This window comes from Cupriavidus sp. TMH.W2, from assembly GCF_050847365.1.
Classification (GTDB): domain Bacteria; phylum Pseudomonadota; class Gammaproteobacteria; order Burkholderiales; family Burkholderiaceae; genus Cupriavidus.
In genome coordinates this window covers 262,375-277,641 of sequence record NZ_CP193792.1, presented here as the reverse complement: position 1 = coordinate 277,641, position 15,267 = coordinate 262,375, and the positions used below count along the sequence as shown (strand labels likewise).

At 67.8% G+C, this 15,267-nt stretch carries 16 protein-coding genes; 8 read left to right on the top strand and 8 right to left on the bottom strand.

The genetic code is table 11. The features are described from left to right. Nucleotides 1-79: 79 nt before the first annotated feature. Complete coding sequence (locus tag ACREYQ_RS01310; protein WP_432259021.1) at nt 80-922, bottom strand: SDR family oxidoreductase; 843 nt, start codon at nt 920-922, stop codon at nt 80-82. Nucleotides 923-937: 15 nt separating this feature from the next. Here ACREYQ_RS01310 and ACREYQ_RS01305 point away from each other — a divergent pair, with 15 nt between their 5' ends. Then, the gene (locus ACREYQ_RS01305; RefSeq protein ID WP_432259020.1) at nt 938-2,125 is read left to right on the top strand and encodes a class I SAM-dependent methyltransferase; all 1,188 of its coding nucleotides are present in this window, start codon (nt 938-940) and stop codon (nt 2,123-2,125) included. A gap of 7 nt (nt 2,126-2,132) precedes the next feature. Next, nucleotides 2,133-2,327 carry a DUF2905 domain-containing protein gene (locus ACREYQ_RS01300; RefSeq protein ID WP_432259019.1) on the top strand — a complete coding sequence of 65 codons (195 nt, stop codon included), beginning with the start codon at nt 2,133-2,135 and terminating at the stop codon, nt 2,325-2,327. 18 nt (nt 2,328-2,345) lie between these two features. On the opposite strand, the gene ACREYQ_RS01295 is transcribed toward ACREYQ_RS01300, so the two are convergent. Genes ACREYQ_RS01295 through ACREYQ_RS01280 form a run of 4 tightly spaced genes read right to left on the bottom strand, consistent with a single transcriptional unit; the run spans nt 2,346 to nt 6,577 of the window. Next, a complete protein-coding gene (locus tag ACREYQ_RS01295; protein WP_432259018.1) occupies nt 2,346-3,200 on the bottom strand; it encodes a carbohydrate ABC transporter permease in 855 nt (284 codons plus the stop codon). A gap of 1 nt (nt 3,201) precedes the next feature. Continuing rightward, a complete protein-coding gene (locus tag ACREYQ_RS01290; RefSeq protein WP_432259017.1) occupies nt 3,202-4,149 on the bottom strand; it encodes a carbohydrate ABC transporter permease in 948 nt (315 codons plus the stop codon). After that, nucleotides 4,146-5,174 (bottom strand): ABC transporter ATP-binding protein, encoded by a 1,029-nt coding sequence (locus ACREYQ_RS01285; protein ID WP_432259016.1) that lies wholly within the window; start codon nt 5,172-5,174, stop codon nt 4,146-4,148. Before ACREYQ_RS01285 ends, ACREYQ_RS01290 begins: the two co-directional genes overlap by 4 nt. A gap of 11 nt (nt 5,175-5,185) precedes the next feature. Continuing rightward, nucleotides 5,186-6,577: an ABC transporter substrate-binding protein gene (locus ACREYQ_RS01280; RefSeq protein WP_432259015.1), complete on the bottom strand. Its 1,392-nt coding sequence runs from the start codon at nt 6,575-6,577 to the stop codon at nt 5,186-5,188. 190 nt (nt 6,578-6,767) lie between these two features. Here ACREYQ_RS01280 and ACREYQ_RS01275 point away from each other — a divergent pair, with 190 nt between their 5' ends. From ACREYQ_RS01275 to ACREYQ_RS01250, 6 genes are read left to right on the top strand one after another with little or no spacing between them, the layout of a single operon-like run. After that, entirely contained in the window at nt 6,768-8,057 is a 1,290-nt protein-coding gene (locus ACREYQ_RS01275; RefSeq protein WP_432259014.1) for an amino acid ABC transporter substrate-binding protein, read from the top strand. Between the two features lie 22 nt (nt 8,058-8,079). Further along, complete coding sequence (locus tag ACREYQ_RS01270) at nt 8,080-8,982, top strand: branched-chain amino acid ABC transporter permease (protein WP_432259013.1); 903 nt, start codon at nt 8,080-8,082, stop codon at nt 8,980-8,982. Then, entirely contained in the window at nt 8,979-9,992 is a 1,014-nt protein-coding gene (locus ACREYQ_RS01265; RefSeq protein ID WP_432259012.1) for a branched-chain amino acid ABC transporter permease, read from the top strand. Before ACREYQ_RS01270 ends, ACREYQ_RS01265 begins: the two co-directional genes overlap by 4 nt. Then, nucleotides 9,989-10,735 carry an ABC transporter ATP-binding protein gene (locus ACREYQ_RS01260; RefSeq protein WP_432259011.1) on the top strand — a complete coding sequence of 249 codons (747 nt, stop codon included), beginning with the start codon at nt 9,989-9,991 and terminating at the stop codon, nt 10,733-10,735. The genes ACREYQ_RS01265 and ACREYQ_RS01260 overlap by 4 nt, the downstream gene beginning before the upstream one ends. Further along, nucleotides 10,732-11,565 carry an ABC transporter ATP-binding protein gene (locus ACREYQ_RS01255; protein WP_432259010.1) on the top strand — a complete coding sequence of 278 codons (834 nt, stop codon included), beginning with the start codon at nt 10,732-10,734 and terminating at the stop codon, nt 11,563-11,565. Before ACREYQ_RS01260 ends, ACREYQ_RS01255 begins: the two co-directional genes overlap by 4 nt. Nucleotides 11,566-11,606: 41 nt before the next feature. Beyond that, nucleotides 11,607-12,044: a universal stress protein gene (locus ACREYQ_RS01250; protein WP_432259009.1), complete on the top strand. Its 438-nt coding sequence runs from the start codon at nt 11,607-11,609 to the stop codon at nt 12,042-12,044. A gap of 10 nt (nt 12,045-12,054) precedes the next feature. Here the strand turns inward: ACREYQ_RS01250 and ACREYQ_RS01245 are convergent, their stop codons facing one another. From ACREYQ_RS01245 to ACREYQ_RS01235, 3 genes are all read right to left on the bottom strand, one after another. Beyond that, nucleotides 12,055-13,290 (bottom strand): multifunctional CCA addition/repair protein, encoded by a 1,236-nt coding sequence (locus tag ACREYQ_RS01245; RefSeq protein WP_432259008.1) that lies wholly within the window; start codon nt 13,288-13,290, stop codon nt 12,055-12,057. A gap of 56 nt (nt 13,291-13,346) precedes the next feature. Beyond that, nucleotides 13,347-14,045 carry a glutathione S-transferase family protein gene (locus tag ACREYQ_RS01240; protein ID WP_432259007.1) on the bottom strand — a complete coding sequence of 233 codons (699 nt, stop codon included), beginning with the start codon at nt 14,043-14,045 and terminating at the stop codon, nt 13,347-13,349. Nucleotides 14,046-14,236: 191 nt separating this feature from the next. Beyond that, complete coding sequence (locus ACREYQ_RS01235; protein WP_432259006.1) at nt 14,237-15,259, bottom strand: complex I NDUFA9 subunit family protein; 1,023 nt, start codon at nt 15,257-15,259, stop codon at nt 14,237-14,239. Between the last annotated feature and the right edge of the window lie 8 nt (nt 15,260-15,267).

Sequence of the window (15,267 nt, the reverse complement as noted above, 5' to 3'; positions counted from 1 at the left end):
TGCTGTGGGAAAAAGGGAAAGCCGCGCCCGGCGGGCGCGGCACATCTGGGACTACGGTATTCGGTCGCTGGCTTCCAGCTTACTCGGTCAGGAACATCACGTCGCGCGCCAGCGGCATCAGGTGCTGGCCGCCGTCCACGTACAGCGTGGTGCCGGTCACGGCGCGCGCCAGCGCCAGGTAGGCCACCGCCTGGGCGATATCCTCGGGCGTGGACGACTGGCCCAGCGGCGTCACGCGATGCGCGCGGCGGAAGCTCTGCTCGGACTGCTCGCCCGACACCAGCGTGATGCCCGGGGCCACGCCCACCACGCGCAGGCGCGGCGCCAGGGCCTGGGCCAGCTGCACCGTGGCGGTCTGCAGCGCGGCCTTGGACAGCGTGTACGACAGGAAGTCCGGGTTCAGGTTGTCCAGCTTCTGGTCCAGCAGGTTGATCACCACGCCGCGCGGCTCGGCCTTGTCGGCACCACCGGCAGCGGCGCCCAGCGCCTTGTGCAGTTCGCGCGCCAGCAGCAGCGGCGCGGCGACGTTGGTGCGCATATGCGTATCCAGCGACGCATACGAGAAGCTGGTGGCCACGTCGTACTGGAACAGCGACGCGTTGTTGACCAGGCAGGTGGGCACGCCCAGCGCGGCGGTACAGTCCGCCACCAGGCCGCCGGTGGCGGCCTCGTCGGCCAGGTCGGCGCGCAGCACCGCGGCGCGGCGGCCCAGCGCGCGGATCTGGGTGGCCAGGGCCTCGGCTTCATCCACGGAGCGATGGCAGTGCACGGCCACGTCCCAGCCCTGCGCCGCCAGTTCCAGCGCAATGGCGCGGCCCAGGCGGCGCGCGCCGCCGGTCACGAGCGCCACGCCGCGGGCGGTGGCGCGCTGGCCACCGGTTTGATCACGGGTCTGGCTGGCAGGGGTATTCGATGCGGGCATTGCTACAATTGCAGGATGCAGAAAGCCGCTAGTTTACCCCTTCCCCCCGCCGACGCGCAGGCCGCTTCCGATACCCTTACGGCCCGTATTGGCGAATCCGTCGACGCGGCCGGCGGCTGGATCGGTTTTGACCGCTATATGGCGCTGGCGCTGTACGCGCCCGGCCTGGGCTATTACAGCGGCGGTTCGGCCAAGTTCGGGCGCGATGCCCGCGACGGCAGCGACTTCATCACCGCCCCGGAACTGAGCCCCTTTTTCGCCCGTACGCTGGCACGCCAGTTCGCGCCGCTGCTGGCGCAGGGCTTGCCGCGCCTGCTGGAATTCGGCGCCGGCACCGGCCGGCTGGCGGCGGACCTGCTGCTGGGGCTGGAGCAGGAAGGCCAGTTGCCGCAAACATACGCCATCGTCGAACTGTCAGGCGAGCTGCGCGCGCGCCAGCAGGCCACGCTGGCGCAGCGCGCGCCGCACCTGGCGGACCGGGTCACCTGGCTCGATACGCTGCCTGCCGCCTTCGACGGCGTGATCGTCGGCAATGAGGTGCTGGACGCGATGCCGGTGCAGCTCTATGCGCGCAGCGGCGGCCGCTGGCATGAGCGCGGCGTGGTGCGCAGCCATGTCGGCGAGCCCGCCTTCCGCTTCGAGGACCGTCCGCTGGCCGATGCCGACGTGCCCGAGGCGCTGCACGCCATTCCCGGCGACCACGACCTCGTCACCGAGACCCATGCCGAGGCCGAGGGCTTCGCGCGCGCCATCGGCGCCATGCTGGCGCGCGGCGCGGCCTTCTTTATCGACTACGGCTTCCCGGCGGGCGAGTACTACCACCCGCAACGCGCCGGCGGCACGCTGATGTGCCACTACCGCCATCATGCGCACCCGGACCCGTTCCTGTACCCCGGCCTGCAGGACATCACCGCCCACGTGAATTTCAGCGGCATCGCGCATGCCGCCGTGGATGCGGGGCTGACCGTGGCGGGCTTCGCCTCGCAGGCGCGCTTCCTGATGAACGCGGGCATCACCGAGCTGCTGATGGAACTGGACCCGTCCGACGCGCACGCCTTCCTGCCACAGGCCAATGCGGTGCAGAAGCTGCTGTCCGAAGCGGAAATGGGCGAACTGTTCAAGGTCATCGCCCTGACGCGCGGGCTGGATGACAGCGAGCCGCTGGCGGGCTTCGCCCGCGGCGACCGCTGCCACGCGCTGTAGGCCCGCCATGCTGCGCTGGACCTTTACCATTTTCTTCAGCGTGATCGTGCTGTCCGCGGCGTTGCCGTGGCTGCAGAAGATCGGGCTGGGACGTCTGCCGGGCGATGTGCGCTTCCGGCTGTTCGGGCGCGACTTTGTTCTGCCGTTTGCTTCGACGATCCTGCTGTCGATGGTGGCGCTGGTGATCGGCAAACTGCTTTAGCGCCATTTTCCCGATCAATCACTTGATCGCGCCGACGGTAAACCCGGCGACGAAGCGGTCGAGGAAACTGTTGTAAAGCGCAGCCACCGGCACGCTGACGATCAGGCATGCGCCCATCAGGGAACCCCAGAAATAGACATCGCCCCGCACCAGGAAAGTCGGCACGCCGACGCTCACCGTGTACTGCGACGAACTGGTGATGAAGGTCAGTGCATAGACGAACTCCTGCATCGCCAGCGTCGCGCTGAAGATGACCACGGTCAGTATGCCGCTCGACGACAGCGGCACGACCACCTTCAGGAACGCGCCGAAGCGGCTCAGGCCGTCCATCATCGCGGCTTCCTCGATGTCGCGCGGCACCGCCTTGAAGAACCCCATCATCAGCCAGCTGCAGAACGGCACCGTGAAGCTGGGGTACACCAGCACCAGCGACCACAGTGAATCCTGCAGGCCCAGCGCGCCGATGATGCGCGAAAACGGGATGAACAGGATGGTGGGCGGAATCAGGTAGGTCAGGAAGATGCCGATGGCCCACTGCCGGCCCCAGCGGCCCGACAGCCGGGCCAGGCTGTAGCCGGCGGGCACGGCCAGGAGCAGCGTGACCAGCACCACGCCCACGGCCACGACCAGGGTATTGAGCACCCAGCGCAGATAGCGGGTCTCGCCGAACAGGATCCGCAGGTTCTCCATCGTGGGCGGCAGGTTGAACAGGAACGGGTTGTTGGCGGTGTTGATCAGGTCGTGCACATCCTTGAAGGTCGTGATCAGCATCCAGTAGAAGGGGAAGGCGCAGAACGCCGCAAACGCGGCAATGACGCCGAAATGGCCGCCGCGCGCCGCCCAGCGCCGCCAGGCGATGGCTGCGGGGCGCATCTCAGGTCACCTCGGCGCGGCGCGCCACGGTCAGCAGCACGATCACGACCGCGACCAGCACCGGGAACAGGAACAGCGAGATGGCCGCCCCTTCCGCCAGGTCGCCGCCCTGGATGCCGGTAAAAAAGGCCAGGCTGGCCAGCACCTGGGTGGTGTCGTAGGGCCCGCCGCGGGTCAGCACGTAGATGATGATCATGTCGGTGAAGGTGAAGACGATGCCGAACAGCAGCGCCACCAGCATGATGGGCATCACCAGGGGAATGTTGATGAGGAACAGGTGCCGCCAGAAGCCGGCGCCGTCCATGTCGGCGGCGTCGTGGATGTCCTGCGGAATGCCGCTCAGGCCGGCGAGGATGATCACTGTCGCCAGCGGCAGCAGGCGCCAGACGTCCACCATGATGACCGACATCATCGCCAGCTCCGGCTGGCCGAGCCATACCGGCCAGTTGTGCGGCCCCAGCACGCCGACCGCGGCCAGGGTCCAGTTGATGATGCTGTAGACCGGATCGAAGATCCACAGCCAGCCGATGGTGCCCAGCGAGATCGGTGCCACCCAGGGCAGCAGGATCAGCAGGCGCACCAGCCATTTGCCGCGAAAGTCCCGGTACAGGGCCATTGCCAGCATCTTGGCCAGCACCACCACCAGCGCCTGCGACACCAGCGTGAAGACCAGCGCGTTGCGCAACGAGCGCCAGAACGTGCTGCTTTCCAGCACGCGCCTGAAGTTCTCCAGGCCGACGAAGTGCAGCGCCTGGCTGCCCACCGTGGCATCCGAGAGGCTGTAGTAGACCGACAGCAGGAACGGAAAGCCGACCAGCAAGGCGATGTAGACCACCGCCGGGGCAAGCATGGCGCGGCCGAGCCAGCGGTCGTCGTCGCTCAGGCGCTGCGCGGGCGGCAACGCCTGATCCCTTGCCGGCTGCCCGGCGGCGATGCGCAGGGGCTTCACGGCGCGGCTCCCAGGCTGGCCCCGGATTTCGCATCGAAGCGGCGCAGGTCGCGCTCGCGCACCACAAAGCGGTGGCCGGTGCCGGCCTCGATCGGGACCGTCACCGTGCACGGAATGCGCGAAACCACGCTGGCCGGCGGCAGCGGCGCTTCCAGCTTGCCATACACCAGGCGGTCCGAGCCCAGGTTCTCGATACGCGTCACGTCCACGGCAAAGGCGCGCAGCGCATCCTGCGCGGGATAGGCTTCGCGCGGCAGGAAATGCTCGGGCCGGAAGCCGGTCACGACCCCGTCGGCCTCGATCAGGTTCATCGGCGGCGAGCCGATAAAGGTGGCGACGAAGAGATTGGCGGGATGTTCGTAGACCTGCTGCGGCGTGCCGATCTGGTGAATCCTGCCATGGTCGAGGATGGCGATGCGGTCGCCCAGGCCCAGGGCCTCGATCTGGTCATGGGTGACGTAGATGGTGGTGATGGCGAGCCGGCGCTGGAACCGTTGCAGCTCGTCGCGCGCCGAGGTCCGGAGCTTGGCGTCCAGGTTGGACAAGGGCTCGTCGAGCAGGAACGCCACCGGTTCGCGCACCACTGCGCGCGCCAGCGCCACCCGCTGGCGCTCGCCGCCGGAAAGCTGGCGCGGCTTGCGCTGCAGCAGCGGGCGGATGCCGAACAGTTGCGCGGCCCAGTCCACCTGGCGCCCGACCTCTTCGCGCGACCTATGCCGGGCCCGCAGCGGGAAGGCAATGTTGTCGAACACATTGAGGTGCGGGTACAGGGCGTAGCTCTGGAAAACCATCGCCATATTGCGCAGCCTGGGCGGCAGCGCCGTGACGACGCGGCCATCCACCAGCACATCGCCACGGCTGGGCGCCTCGAGCCCGGCAATCAGGCGCAGCAGCGTGGTCTTGCCGGAGCCGGACGGCCCCAGCAGGACCAGGAACTCGGCATCGCGGGCGCCAAGGTCGACATTGTCCACCGCGTTGGCGCCATCGAAATGCTTGCTGAGCGAGCGAACCTCTACGGAAGCCATGTCCAGCCGCGCTACACCATGCCCTTGTCGCGCCACTTGGCGAAGATGCGCTTGCACGCGGCATCGGCAAGGCGGACCGCGTCCTCCGGCGTCTGGTCGCCCGTAGCGGCCTTGGCGAACATGGTGTTCAGGACCCAGGTATTGAAGATCTCGTCGATGGCCGCGTTGGCGTAGCCGGGATAGCCGACATTGGTGGCCTGGTTCATCAGCGCGCCAAGCACCTTGTACTTGTCGTGCGGCATGGCCTTCGGGTCATCGGCGATCAGCTTCTGCAGGTCGGGAACGGTGCTGAGGAAGCAGGGAAAGTTGTAGAACTCGCTGCCCAGGAAGCCCTGCCGGAAGTTGTCGATATAGTCGACCAGGAATTTCTTTGCCCCAGCCTTGTTTTCGGCGAATTTCCAGATCACATAGCAGTCCATCACGTGCTCCAGCCCGATACGGCGCGCCGGCCCCTGCAGGGCCTGCGTGAGCCAGATGTCGGGGGTGACCGGGATGCTCTTGTTCTCGCCCTCGCGGGTGATGGATATGGCGTTCAGGCACAGCGAGATCTTGCCCGCCAGCATGGCGCGGTTGTTGGACGACGGGTCCCATGCCAGCACTTCCGGCGTCATGGTGTCCTGGTACAGCGCCTTGACGAACTTCACCGCTTCCAGCGTGTTCTTCGAGTTCAGCACCACGGTGTGCCGCTCATCCTGGACCGAACCGCCGAAGGCATAGAGGATCGTGCGCATCGCCATGGCAGTGTCCAGTTCCGCGGACAGCCCGATGCCGACCGGGATGCCGTGCTTTGCCTTGATCCTGCGGCCGGCGGCCAGCACGTCCAGCCAGCTGTCGGGCGGCTTCATGCCGACGTCGTCCCAGAGGTCCTTGCGGTAGTTGATCGGGTCCGGCACGAAGCTGTCCGAGAAGCCGAAGTACTTCTTCGTCTTCGGGTTGTACGTGCTCCGGATCGCCAGCTCGACCGGCTTGCCATGCTTGCGCTGGCATTCCTCGTAGAGTTCGCGATGGTCGATCACCTGCTCCTCATAGACCGGCGCAGGCGACAGGAACATGAACAGGTCATGCCCCTTCTGCGCCGAGACTTCGGCGGCGGCGCGCGTGGCCAGTGCGGGGATGCCGACGTGGTCGACCACCACCTCGGTATCGTTCTTCTGGCCCCACTGCTTCACATAGGTGTCGTCGAACCACTTGTCGTAGCCCGGCACGAAGTGGTTCCACTGCAGGATCTTGAGCGTGTGCTTTGCCGCGTGGGCATGCCTGGGGATCAGGAAGGGTCCGAGGCCGGCCGCAAGCCCGACGGCGCCGGTGGTCCGGATGAATCTGCGCCTGCCGGTGTCGGTGTCCGCATAGGTGCTGGTGGCGACGGCCGTATCGGTCCCACCTGGATGCGCTGCCTTGGCCATGGCCATCTCCTTGTACGAGAAAGCGGTCGGCTCCCACCCCGGTTCGGTAGCCTGCTACCTTGTTCTTAAGGGTAGGCTTCATTTCATGAATAGGAAATCCCGATACCTGTCATGAAGTGATGGGATCGTGACATGCCGCCCCTTCCTCTTTCAGAAATGAGGCCTAAGCTGGAAAGAGTGAGGAGGTGCCATGAAATCCGCATCCGCAAACAGCTTTGCGGCTGGTGCCAGGTCCGGGTCCGCTGCCCGGATGCGCGATGCCGCTGTCTGCGCCCTGGCCGGCCTGGGACTGGCGCTGTCCTTGCCCGCCGCCGCCAAGGTGGAAGGCGACACCATCGTGCTCGGCGCAGCGGTCTCGCTCACCGGCAAATACGCCACCAACGGCAAGAACACCCAGGACGGCTACACGCTTGCCGCCAGGCGCGTCAACGAGACCGGCGGCGTCAGGGTTGGCGGCAAGGCCTACCAGCTGAAGATCATCTTCTACGACGACGAATCCACCTCGGCCCGCGGCGCGCAACTGGCCGAGCGGCTGATCAGCCAGGACGGCGTGAAGTTCGTGCTGGGGCCCTACAGCTCCGGGCTCACCAAGGCGATCGCGCCGGTCACGGAAAAGTACCGGATCCCGATGGTCGAGGGCAACGGCGCCGACCGCAACCTGTTCACCCAGGGCTACCGCTATATGTTCGCGGTGCTCAATACCTCCGACTACTACCTGCGTGCCGCCATCAACCTTGCCGCCGAGCAGGCACGGCAGTCAGGCAAGTCGCCGAAGAGCCTCAAGCTGGCCATCGCCATCGAGAACGACAACTTCTCGCAGGACGTGCGCGACGGCGTGGAAGAGGATGCGAAACGCCTTGGCATGCAGGTGGTGATCGACGACAAGCTGCCGCCCGAGCTGAACGACATGTCGGTCACGCTGGCCAAGGTGAAAGCGCTCAGGCCGGACATCCTGGTGGTATCCGGCCATGAAAAAGGCGCGGCGCTGGCGGTGCGGCAGGTGGCGGAGATGCGGATTGATGTGCCGATGCTGGCCCTGACCCACTGCGACTCGGCGCAGATCATCGAGAAGTTCGGCAAGAGCGCCGAATTCGCGGTGTGCGGCTCGCAATGGGACCGCTCGCTGAACTACAGGGACCGCTGGTTCGGCACGGCCGACCAGTATGCGCGGCGCTTCGAGCAGGCGTTTCACTACGAGGCCCCCTACCAGGCGGCCGAATCCAGCGCCGCGGTGCTGGCCTTCGTTGACGCCTTCGAGCGCGCCGGCTCGTTCGATACGGAAAAGGTCCGCGAGGCGCTTGCCGCCACTGACCTGATGACGTTCTACGGCCCGCTCAGGTTCGACCAGAGCGGCAAGAACATCGCCAAGTCCATGGTGCTGTACCAGGTGCAGGACGGCAAGTTCAAGGTGGTCGCGCCGACCAAGTGGGCATCGTCGGATGTCATCTATCCGGCACCTGTGTGGGCGCGGCGCAAATAGGAGGCCGCCGCACGGCGGCCTGATGCCGATGACCGATCTCGCGGTCCTGCTCCAGAGTCCCGAGCTGAACCTGCAGCTGGTGGTGGATGGCCTGCTGGCCGGCGCGATCTTCGCGCTGGCCGCCTACGGCATGGCGCTGGTCTGGGGCGTGATGAACCTCATCAACGTGGCCCAGGGCGAGCTGGTGATGCTGGGCGGCTATATCGTGATCTGGCTGGCCGGCAAGGGCGTGCCCCCGCTGCTGGCCGTTCCGGTTGCCGCGGCGGCGATGTACGGCGTGGGCTTGGGACTCTATCGCATCGTCATTTTCCGGCTCATCGAGCGCGATCTCTTTGTCTCGGTGCTGGCCACCTTCGGTCTGAGCATCGTGCTGCAGCAGCTCGCCAACCTGGCCTTCGGCGCCAACGTGCGCACGGTCGATGCGGGGCTGGGCAGCCTGTTCCTGCCGGGCGGACTGGTGGTGCCGAAGATCAAGCTGGCCGCGTTTGCCGCGGCCCTGGCGCTGGGCGCCGGCCTGATGCTGTTCCTCAGGCATTCCCGCCGCGGCCGGGCGATCCGGGCTACCGCCCAGAACGCGCGCGCCGCCCGTGTGCTGGGGGTGGACGCCGATCGCATCTACGCCGCGACCTTCGCGCTGAATGCCGCCATCTGCGGCGCGGCCGGCGGCCTGGTGGCGATGACCTGGATCATCCACCCCTACCTGGGCCTGCCCTATACCGTGCGCGCCTTCATGATCGTGGTGGTGGCCGGGCTGGGCAGCATGCTGCCGGTGCTCGGCGCCGGTGGCGGGCTGGGCATTGCCGAGAACTACGCCGGCTTCCTGCTCGGCACCGAATACCAGACCGCCTTCCTCTACGCCCTGCTGGTGGCGATCCTGGTGAGCCGCAACCTGATGCTGCGCCGGCGGCGAGGTTACCTGCGATGAACCCGCACCTGCGCGGCGCGCGCCGGCCCGAACCGGATGCCCGGCCCGCCACCGCCACCCGGCTGGCGCTGCTTGCAGGCAGCGTGGCCGCGCTGGCAGCGCCGTGGCTGTTCGCCGGCGTCACCACGCAACTGACCTTTCTCTGGCTGATGGTGCTGTTCGCGCTGACGTGGGACGTGACGGGCGGGCAGATGGGCTACAACTCCTTCGGCAACATCGTTTTCTTCGGCATTGGCGCCTATGTCTGCGCGGTGGCGCAGCGCGACTTCGCGCTGGGCTACTTCGCCGGCCTGGCGGCGGGGACCGGGCTGGCGGCGCTGGCGGCTGTGGCTGCCGCGCTGGCGCTGGGCCCGGCCATGCTGGGCTTGCGCGGGCACTATTTCGCCATCGGCACGCTGGGACTGGGCATCGCCTTTGCCGATGCCGCCGCCGGCTGGGATTTCATCGGCGCGGGATCCGGCATGACATTGCCGCTGTTCCCGGGCGCGGCCGGCAGCCGTGAGCCGTTCTTCTACTACGCGATGCTGGTGCTGGCGGTGGCTACCCTGCTGACGCTGCGCTGGCTCTATGCGCGCCCGTTCGGGCTCGCGCTCAACGCCATCCGCGACGACGAGGACAAGGCCGAGGCGCTCGGCCTGCACACCACGCGCTACAAGATCCTGGCCTGGAGCGTCTGCGCCGTCTTCCTCGGCATGGCGGGCGCCCTGACGGGCAACCTGGTGGGCTTCATCGATCCGCGCGAGCTGGCCTTTGCCAGCGCCACCTTCGGCGTGTGGATGGTGGTGATGGCGATCCTGGGCGGCAGGGGCACGCTGTGGGGGCCGGTGCTCGGCGCCGCGCTGTTCCATCTCACCCAGGAGCTGTTCTGGACTTACCTGCTGAACTGGCAGCGCGTTGCGCTGGGCCTGCTGATCGTGGCGATCGTGGTGCTGTTCCCGACCGGCATCATGGGCTGGCTGCATGAGACCCGCGCAAGGCGCCGCCGCATGACGGGGAGTGCCGCGCCATGACCGAGCTGCTTGCGGTGCGCGGCGTCACCAAGCGCTTCGGCGGCGTCGTCGCCAACCATGAGATCTCCCTGCAGGTGCCGCGCGGCGGCATCGTGGGCCTGATCGGGCCGAACGGCTCGGGCAAGACCACCCTGTTCAATTCGATCGCCGGCTACCACCCGATCGACGGCGGATCGATCGCATTCGACGGGCGCGAGATCTCGCGGCTGCGCGTTCCCGCGATCGCGCGCCTGGGCCTCACGCGCACCTTCCAGCAGACGCGGGTGTTCGGCAAGATGAGCTGCCTGCAAAACCTGCTGGTCAGCGTGCCCCATGTGCATGAAGGACTCGCCGCCATGTGCGCGCGGCAGGCACCTTCGGTGACAGAACGGGCCCGGCGGACTCTGTGCATGGCCGGGCTGCGGGACTGCGCGGACCAGCGCGGCGCGGACCTGTCGTTCGGGCAGCAGAAGCTGCTCGAGATCGCCATGGCCCTGATGAACGAGCCCAGGCTGCTGCTGCTCGACGAGCCGACCGCCGGCGTGAACCCGGTGATGATCGACAGCCTGGTCGCCCTGCTCAGGGACATCAACGCGCGGCTCGGCATTGCGCTGCTGGTGATCGAACACAATATGCGGGTCATGATGCAGCTGGCGGATCACGTCTATTGCCTGGCGCATGGCGAGGTGCTGGCGCAGGGAGCGCCGGCACAGATCACGGCCGACCGCGCCGTGGTCGAGGCCTACCTGGGAGCACAGCCGTGACCAGCGCGCACACCATGCCCGAGCCGGTGACCGGCGCGCCTGCCGCCGCGCCCGGCGCGGCGCTCTCGCGCCCCCGGCCAACCGTGGCGCAGCTTGCGCAGCTGGCCGGCGGCACGCCGATGGTCGCCGTGGACAACCTGGTCGCCGGCTATGGCGGCATGGAGATCCTGCACGGCTTCAGCCTGCGCGTGGCGCGCGGCGGCTCGCTGTGCCTGATCGGCCCGAACGGCGCCGGCAAGTCCACGGTGCTGCGCGCCATCTACGGCCTCGCGCGGGTCATGTCGGGGACCATCGCCGTGGCCGGCGCGCCGGTCACCCACCTGCGTGCCGAGCAAAAGCTGCGGCAGGCACGCATGGCCTATGTGCTGCAGGAGGGTTCGATCTTCCCCGACATGACGGTCGAAGAGAACCTGCTGATGGGCGGGTACCTGATGCCGCACCCGCGAAACGCCGCAGCCGCCGCCGAGCGCATCTTCCAGCGCCATGGCGCGCTCGCGCAACGGCGTGGCCAGCGCGCCAGCGTACTCTCCGGCGGGGAGCGCAGACTGCTGGAAATCACGCGCGCACTGATGATGGATCCCGCCGTGCTGCTCGTGGACGAGCCCTCGATCGGGCTGCAGCCGCGCTATGTCGAGATGGTGTTCGAACTCCTGCGCCAACTGCAGCAAGACGAGGGCAAGACCATCATCCTGGTCGAGCAGAACGCCCGCAAAGGGCTGGCATTCGCCGACCTCGGCTATGTCCTGGTGGCCGGGCAGCTGGCCATGGCCGGCACCGGTGGCGAACTGAGCCGGGACCCGGAGGTCGGCCGGCTGTTTCTCGGTGCCTGAGCGACACCCGCGGTCGGGCACCAGCTTGCAAGGAGATCAAAATGTTCAAGCATCTGCTCGTGGCGGTCGACGGCTCGCCCCTGTCCGATACCGCATACCGCAAAGCCATCGCGCTGGCCCGGCCGCTGCAGGCCAGCATCACCGCCGTCCAGGTGGTTGCGCACTATGACGTGATGCGCCTGCAGACCGCCATGCTGCGCGAAACCCGGGAGCGCTACATGCAGGAAGCCTACCGGCAGGCCGAGGCCTACCTGTCGACGATTGCGCAGGAGGCCGCCGCGGCTGGCGTGAGCTGCGATACCGCCTGCGTCACCGGCGACCACATCTTCCAGGCCATCATCGACGCGGCCGAAAGCCGGCAATGCGACCTGATCGTGATGGCCTCGCACGGGCGGCGCGGCGTGCAGGCACTGCTGATCGGCAGCGAGACGCACAAGGTGCTCACCCACACGAAGATTCCAGTGCTGGTTTATCGCTAGAAACCGAGCGCTAGCAACCGAGCCGCTGCGCCACCGCCGCCACGCGCGCCGCATGGATGCGGTCGCGGATCTGGCTGACATCGTCGGCGCAGGCGCGCGCGATGGCGCCGGCGTCGATGGCCGCCGCTGCGTCCAGCGCCGCCAGCAGGCGCGCCGCCTGGGGGTACGCGTTGGCTTCAAAGCCCTTGCGCCCGCGCAGGTCGGCCTCGCAGGCCTGCAGCGCTTCGGCAAAGCGGGCCGGCTTGCGCAGCGCATCGCAGCGCTCCAGCAGCCGCACCACCGCGGCCGCGCTGAATTCCAGCGAGCGGTGGATATTGCCGTGCTCGCGCGCCACCACCACGGCCAGGTCGCGGCAGTCGTTGGGCACGCGCAGCCGCGCGCAGACGGCTTCAAGCAGCTTGACGCTGCGCATCTCGTGGCCGATATGGCGCGGCAGTACGTCCTCGGGCGTGGTGCCCTTGCCGAGGTCATGCACCAGCGCCGCAAAACGCACCGGCAGCGGTGCGCCAAGCGCGGCGGCGCAGTCGATCACCATCATCACGTGCACGCCGGTATCAACCTCGGGGTGGTAGTCGGCGCGCTGCGGCACGCCCCACAGCCGGTCCAGTTCGGGCAGCAGCCGCGCCAGCGCGCCGCATTCGCGCAGCACCTCGAACATGCGCGACGGGCGCGCCTCCATCAGCCCGCGCGCCAGTTCCTGCCACACGCGCTCGGGCACCAGCGCGTCGACCTCCCCGGCGGCGACCATTTCGCGCATCAGCCGCATGGTTTCGGCGGCGACGTTGAAATCGTGGAAGCGCGCGGCAAAGCGCGCCAGCCGCAGGATGCGCACCGGGTCTTCGGCGAACGCGTCGGAGACATGGCGGAACAGCCGGGCCTGCAGGTCGCGCTGGCCGCCGTGCGGATCGATCACGGGGCCGGCCAGGTTGCCGCCGGCGTCAACGGCGCGCGCCATCGCGTTGATGGTCAGGTCGCGCCGGACCAGGTCCTCCTCGAGCGTGACATCGGGCTCGCAATAGAAGGCAAAGCCCTTGTAGCCCATTGCGGTCTTGCGCTCGGTGCGCGCCAGCGCGTATTCCTCATGGGTCTCGGGATGCAGGAAGACCGGGAAGTCCTTGCCGACCGGGCGATAGCCCGCCGCTTCCATCTCGTGCGGGGTCGCGCCGACGACTACGTAGTCGCGGTCCTGGCTGGGCTTGCCCAGCAATTCGTCGCGGATCGCGCCGCCGACGGCATACACCTGCATCGTTCTGGCCTCGTCATGGGCCGGCGCCGTGCAGAAGTCCGGCGCCGGTGATGTTGCTAGTGGTTGACGATTATCGCATCGGGACGGTCTGGGACCAGCCGGTACGGCTCGTCGTCGGCCAGGAAGTCGCGTTCCTCGCGCGCGCCGGCAATCCATTCCTGCATGGCCGGCAGTGCCAGCATGAAGTCGGCATAGGCCTTGGCGTCCTCGGCGCCGTCCGGCAGATGAATGCCGTAGGTGGCAAAGCGGCTCACCACCGGCGCAAAGAACGCGTCGGCCACCGTGAACTCGCCGAACAGGAACGGCCCGCGCGCGCCATGCTGCTTGCGCAGCCCGTCCCAGATCGCGGCAATGCGCTCCACGTCGCGCTGCACGGCCACGTTCCAGCCGCGCCCGGGCAGCACCGCGGTCACGTTCATCGGCAACTGGTTGCGCAGGTTGCCGAAACCCGAATGCATTTCGGCGCAGACGGCGCGCGCCACCGCGCGCTGGGCGGGGTCGGACGGCCACAGGTGCTTTTCCGCGAAGCGCTCGGCCACGTATTCGGAGATCGCCAGCGAATCCCACACCGTGACCTCGCCGTCGACCAGCACCGGCACCTTGCCCGCCGGCGAATAGCGCGCGATCTCGGCGGCGAAGCTGCCAGTGAACAGGCGCACCTGCACTGCTTCGAAATCAATGCCGGCCTGGCGCAGCAGCAGCCAGGGGCGCAGCGACCAGGAGGAATAGTTCTTGTTGCCGATGACTAGCTTCATCGTGGGTCCTTGGGGAGGAAACGGGGGAGACGGCGCAGGCGCGGCGCCCGCGGCCTGCAGGGCAGCAGGCCGGTGTGACGGCCGCGCGCCGGACTGGTCATTCTGCCAGCGCGGCCGCCCGCGTCAAAGTGAATTGCGCTAGCAACCGATATGAAATCCGGTCACATAGGGCACATCCGAGCGCAGGCCTGTCAGCGGTGCACGCTCGCGCGCATATGCGTCAGCGTGGTATCGCGGCTGCGCCCGGACAGGGCGTCGACCATGACCGACTCCAGGCTGGCCGGATGCAGGTTCAGCTCGGGTGCGACCGGGTGTTCCAGCACATTGTCCAGGCGCATCGAGTCCAGGTTGTCGCGCGACAGCAGCGGTTCGCCCGGCATATGCTCCATGATGCTGGCCTGCACCCGTGCCAGCGCATCGGGCAGCGCGATCACCGGGCGCGGATGGCCGGAAGCGCGGCCGGCAAAGCGCACCAGTTCCTCCAGCGTATAGACCTGCGGGCCGCCCAGTTCATAGCCGTGGCCGATCGTGGCGGGGTTCACCATGGCATTCAGATAGGCCTGCACCACGTCCTGCACGAATACCGGCTGGAAGCGCGCATGCGCGCACGCCAGCGGCACCACCGGCGCCATCTGCTGCATGTGGGCGAACAGGTTCAGGAAATGATCGTCGGGGCCGAACACCACCGAGGGCCGGAAGATGGTCCAGTCCAGCCCGCTGGCGCGCACGATGCGCTCGCCGTCGCCCTTGCTGCGCAGGTACATCGACGGCCCGTTGCTGTCGGCGCCGAGCGCGCTCATATGCAACAGCCGGCGCACCCCGGTGGACAGGCACGACGCCGCGATCTGCCGCACCATTTCCACATGTGCGCTGGCAAAGGCTTCGCCATAGGGGTCGGCACGCTCGCCGTGCAGCACGCCAACCAGGTTGACGACGATGCCGTCTACGCCGAGCGAGCCGATGGCGTCATCGAGGGCGGCATTGTCGGCCAGGCCCAGTTCCACCACCTCGACGCGCGGCAGCAACAACAGGTGCTGCGCATGCTCGACACTGCGCGTGCCGACCACGATGCGCTCAGGGGCAATCGGGGAATCGGGATTGGCGCCGGGTTCCAGCGGCGCGCCCGAGGCCGAGGCGGCCCCGGCCAGGCGCGAGACGAGATGGCTGCCGATGAAACCGGCGCCACCGATAACGAGGACGTTGCTGGTCTGCATGATGCCTC

What these genes read in the sequence shown, in the direction of transcription:
- ACREYQ_RS01235 (WP_432259006.1), bottom strand. Translation starts at nt 15,259, where the DNA reads ATGCAGACCAGCAACGTCCTCGTTATCGGTGGCGCCGGTTTCATCGGC.
- ACREYQ_RS01305 (WP_432259020.1), top strand. Translation starts at nt 938, where the DNA reads ATGCAGAAAGCCGCTAGTTTACCCCTTCCCCCCGCCGACGCGCAGGCC.
- ACREYQ_RS01295 (WP_432259018.1), bottom strand. Translation starts at nt 3,200, where the DNA reads ATGCGCCCCGCAGCCATCGCCTGGCGGCGCTGGGCGGCGCGCGGCGGC.
- ACREYQ_RS01240 (WP_432259007.1), bottom strand. Translation starts at nt 14,045, where the DNA reads ATGAAGCTAGTCATCGGCAACAAGAACTATTCCTCCTGGTCGCTGCGC.
- ACREYQ_RS01275 (WP_432259014.1), top strand. Translation starts at nt 6,768, where the DNA reads ATGAAATCCGCATCCGCAAACAGCTTTGCGGCTGGTGCCAGGTCCGGG.
- ACREYQ_RS01265 (WP_432259012.1), top strand. Translation starts at nt 8,979, where the DNA reads ATGAACCCGCACCTGCGCGGCGCGCGCCGGCCCGAACCGGATGCCCGG.
- ACREYQ_RS01250 (WP_432259009.1), top strand. Translation starts at nt 11,607, where the DNA reads ATGTTCAAGCATCTGCTCGTGGCGGTCGACGGCTCGCCCCTGTCCGAT.
- ACREYQ_RS01310 (WP_432259021.1), bottom strand. Translation starts at nt 922, where the DNA reads ATGCCCGCATCGAATACCCCTGCCAGCCAGACCCGTGATCAAACCGGT.
- ACREYQ_RS01285 (WP_432259016.1), bottom strand. Translation starts at nt 5,174, where the DNA reads ATGGCTTCCGTAGAGGTTCGCTCGCTCAGCAAGCATTTCGATGGCGCC.
- ACREYQ_RS01280 (WP_432259015.1), bottom strand. Translation starts at nt 6,577, where the DNA reads ATGGCCAAGGCAGCGCATCCAGGTGGGACCGATACGGCCGTCGCCACC.
- ACREYQ_RS01260 (WP_432259011.1), top strand. Translation starts at nt 9,989, where the DNA reads ATGACCGAGCTGCTTGCGGTGCGCGGCGTCACCAAGCGCTTCGGCGGC.
- ACREYQ_RS01270 (WP_432259013.1), top strand. Translation starts at nt 8,080, where the DNA reads ATGCCGATGACCGATCTCGCGGTCCTGCTCCAGAGTCCCGAGCTGAAC.
- ACREYQ_RS01245 (WP_432259008.1), bottom strand. Translation starts at nt 13,290, where the DNA reads ATGCAGGTGTATGCCGTCGGCGGCGCGATCCGCGACGAATTGCTGGGC.
- ACREYQ_RS01300 (WP_432259019.1), top strand. Translation starts at nt 2,133, where the DNA reads ATGCTGCGCTGGACCTTTACCATTTTCTTCAGCGTGATCGTGCTGTCC.